The 3,284-nt window shown below is 69.0% G+C and carries 4 protein-coding genes; 2 read left to right on the top strand and 2 right to left on the bottom strand.

Annotation, left to right across the window (positions count from 1 at the left end):
• On the top strand, positions 1-438 hold a 438-nt coding region (gene asd, locus ACLFQI_RS12855; protein ID WP_410759904.1), incomplete at its 5' end, for an archaetidylserine decarboxylase.
• A 50-nt stretch (positions 439-488) separates the two neighbouring features.
• Here asd and epmA read toward each other — a convergent pair.
• Together epmA and efp are read right to left on the bottom strand one after the other, a co-directional pair.
• Positions 489-1,481, bottom strand: coding sequence for an EF-P lysine aminoacylase EpmA (gene epmA / locus ACLFQI_RS12860; protein WP_410759905.1), 993 nt, complete (start codon positions 1,479-1,481; stop codon positions 489-491).
• Between the two features lie 85 nt (positions 1,482-1,566).
• Complete coding sequence (gene efp / locus ACLFQI_RS12865; protein WP_410759907.1) at positions 1,567-2,139, bottom strand: elongation factor P; 573 nt, start codon at positions 2,137-2,139, stop codon at positions 1,567-1,569.
• Positions 2,140-2,285: 146 nt separating this feature from the next.
• Here efp and epmB point away from each other — a divergent pair.
• The coding region (epmB, locus tag ACLFQI_RS12870; protein WP_410759909.1) for an EF-P beta-lysylation protein EpmB at positions 2,286-3,284 on the top strand (999 nt) is incomplete at its 3' end.

The following is a 3,284-nucleotide window of genomic DNA, read 5'->3' on the forward strand; positions in this document are numbered from 1 at the left end:
TATCACCGCATCCACATGCCGCTCAGCGGCGAGCTGATCCGCACCATCCAGATCCCGGGCCGGCTGTTCAGCGTCAACCCGGCCACCGTCGCCGGCGTGCCAGGCCTGTTCGCCCGCAACGAGCGCCTGGTCTGCCTGTTCGAGACCGCAGCCGGGCCGATGGCCCTGGTCCTGGTCGGCGCGATCTTCGTCGGCAGCATCGAGACGGTCTGGGACGGCCAGCTCACGCCCCCACGGATCGAGGCGACCACCGTCCGCGAGGCGGGGCCGGAGCCGATTCGGCTCGCGCGCGGCGACGAACTCGGGCGCTTCAACATGGGTTCGACCGTGATCCTGCTGTTCGGCGCCGAGGCCGTGGCCTGGGCCGCGACGCTGACGCCCGGTACTGGCGTCCGCTATGGCAGCGCGATCGGGCGGATCCGGACGGCGGCACGCTGAGGGTGCGGGAGCGCTCGGGTTGTCGGGTCGCCGTGAGCGGGGTCGGCCGCTCAAGCGCGCTCGACCGGAAACGCGAGCACCGCGTCGATATGCTCCGCGCCCAGCGCCCCCATCAGCAGCCGATCGAGGCCCAATGCCACCCCGGCGGTCGGCGGCATGCCCGCTTCCAACGCGGCGAGGAAGGTCTCGTCGAGCGGCGGCTGCGGCAGCCCGGCCGCCCGCCGCGCCTCCAGATCGGCGGCGAAGCGGGCCCGCTGCTCGGCGGCATCGGTCAGCTCATCGAAGCCGTTGGCCAATTCCATGCCGTCGAGATAGCACTCGAAGCGCGCCGCGACGCAGGGAGGCCCGGGGTCGAGGCGCGCCAACGCGGCTTGGCTCGGCGGATAATCGCGCACCACGGTCAGATGATCGCAACCAAGCTCGGGCTCCAGACAGCGGCTCATCAGTAGGTCCAGCCAGCCGTCGCGATCCAGTTCGAGCCCGTCGCAGCCGGTTAGACCCGCTGCCCGCCCCGCCGCCCTGAGATCGCTCACCTCGGCCTGCCAGGGATCGACCCGCAGGCGCTCGCGAAAGAGGTCGCGATAGCGGATGATCTCGACCGCGAGTGCGGGCCGTTCGAGCAGCCACCGCACCAGCGCCGCGACCTCGTCGATCAGCGCATCCAGCGTCCAGCCGGGCTGATACCACTCCAGCAGGCTGAACTCGGGATGATGCCGACGCCCGCGCTCGCCGTCGCGGAACACCTTGCAGACCTGATAGATCGGGCCGCTGCCCGCGGCCAGCAGCCGCTTCATCGGCAATTCCGGGGAGGTGTGCAGAAACAGCGGCTGGCGCGTGGCGCTGTCCGCGCCGAGCCAGTCGGTGGTCAGCACGGTCAGGGTCGGATCGGTCACCCCGGCGCGCGACAGGATCGGCGTCTCGACCTCGAGCACGCCGCGCTCGGCGAAGAAGGCGCGCAGACGCTGCAACATCCGGGCGCGCGCCCGCAACGCCTCGGGCTCGGCGACCGGGGGCCACGACCTGGCCGGGGTCGATGCGGTCACGGCGAGATCGGTTCAAGCATCGCGCAAGCCCGGATCGGCGCAGTCGATGTCGTCTCCGTGCCGGCGAGGCGAACACCGTCGGCCATTAGTCGTCCTTGGCGCGCGAGACGTAGGAGCCGGTGCGCGTGTCGACCTTGATCGTCTCGCCGGTCTGCACGAACAGCGGCACATTGACCACCGCGCCGGTCTCGAGCGTGGCCGGCTTGCCGCCACCGCCCGAGGTGTCGCCCTTGAGGCCGGGATCGGTCTCGGTGATCTCGAGCGTCACGAAGCTCGGCGCCTCGACACTGATCGGTTGGCCGTTGTAGAGCGTGACACTGCACAGATCCTGCTCCTTGATCCATTTCGACGCCTCGCCTAGCGCCGCCTCGTCGGCGGTCAACTGCTCGAAGCTGGTCGGGTCCATGAAGTGCCAGAGTTCGCCATCGTAGTAGAGGAATTGGAGGTCGGTCTCGTGCACATCGGCGGCCTCGACCGAGTCGCCGGACTTGAAGGTTCGCTCCACCACCCGGCCGGTCTTGAGGTTGCGCACCTTGACGCGGTTGAAGGCCTGGCCCTTGCCCGGCTTGACAAACTCGTTTTCGACGATCGTATAGGGATCGCCGTCGAGCATGATCTTCAGCCCGCCCTTGAATTCATTGGTCTTGTAACTTGCCATCGGATCCTCTTGCAGTGCATCTTGCCATCGACAGGATGGCCGGTCCGGCAACGTCGAGCCGCTGGGCGCCGCAGCCGGATAGAAACTCAACCCGTTATGGTAGCGCGAACCCAACAACGATGGCAGACCCGGGGGTGGAAATGGTCATGACGGTCGGTGGGGAAACTGACCGCAAACCGACCTGGAAACAGGAACTGGCCGCCGCCTTCACCGATCCCATGGCGCTGCTGAGCGCGCTTGAGCTGACGCCCGCGCAGCTGCCCAGGCTCGATCTACGCCCTGCGCCGCTGCAGCGGCGCGAGCGGTTCCCGCTGCTGGTCCCACGCGGTTTCGCGGCCTTGATGCGCCGCAAAGATCCCCATGATCCGCTGTTGCGGCAGGTGTTGCCGCTCGCCGACGAGGTCAAGACGATCGCTGGCTTCGTCTCCGATCCGGTCGGGGATGGCGCCGCGCAGCGCGCGCCCGGGCTCCTGCAGAAGTACCGGGGACGCGCCCTGTTGATCGCCACCGGCGCCTGCGCAGCGCATTGCCGCTACTGCTTTCGCCGCCATTTCCCCTATGGCGGTGAGGGCGCGCGGCGGGAGCGCTTCGCCGCGGCGCTCGCGGCGCTCCAGCGCGCCGACACGATCGAGGAGGTCATCCTGAGTGGCGGCGATCCGCTGATGCTCGATGACGCCACCCTGGCCTGGCTGATCGAGGCGCTCGATCGCATCCCCCAGCTGAAGCGGTTGCGCCTGCACACCCGGTTGCCGACGCTGTTGCCGAGCCGGATCGGCGAGCGGCTCTGCGCCATCCTGGCCGGCAGCCGCCTGCGGCTGGTGATCGTCGCCCATGTCAATCACGCCGCCGAACTCGGGCCCGAGGCACGCCGCGCCTTGCGCGGACTGAGCGACATCGGCGCGCCCCTGCTCAATCAGAGCGTCCTCTTGCGCGGCGTCAACGACGCCGTGACGCCACTTGCCGATCTCTCCGAGGCGCTCCTTGACAGCCGCGTGCTGCCCTACTATCTGCATTTGCTCGATCCGGTCAGCGGCGCCGCCCATTTCGATGTCCCGGAGGCCGAGGCGCGGGCGCTGGTCACAGAACTGCGCCAGCGTCTCCCCGGTTATCTGGTGCCGCGTTTGGTGCGAGAGCGCCCGGGCGAG

It is taken from the genome of Halochromatium sp., assembly GCF_046541315.1.
Lineage (GTDB): Bacteria > Pseudomonadota > Gammaproteobacteria > Chromatiales > Chromatiaceae > Lamprobacter.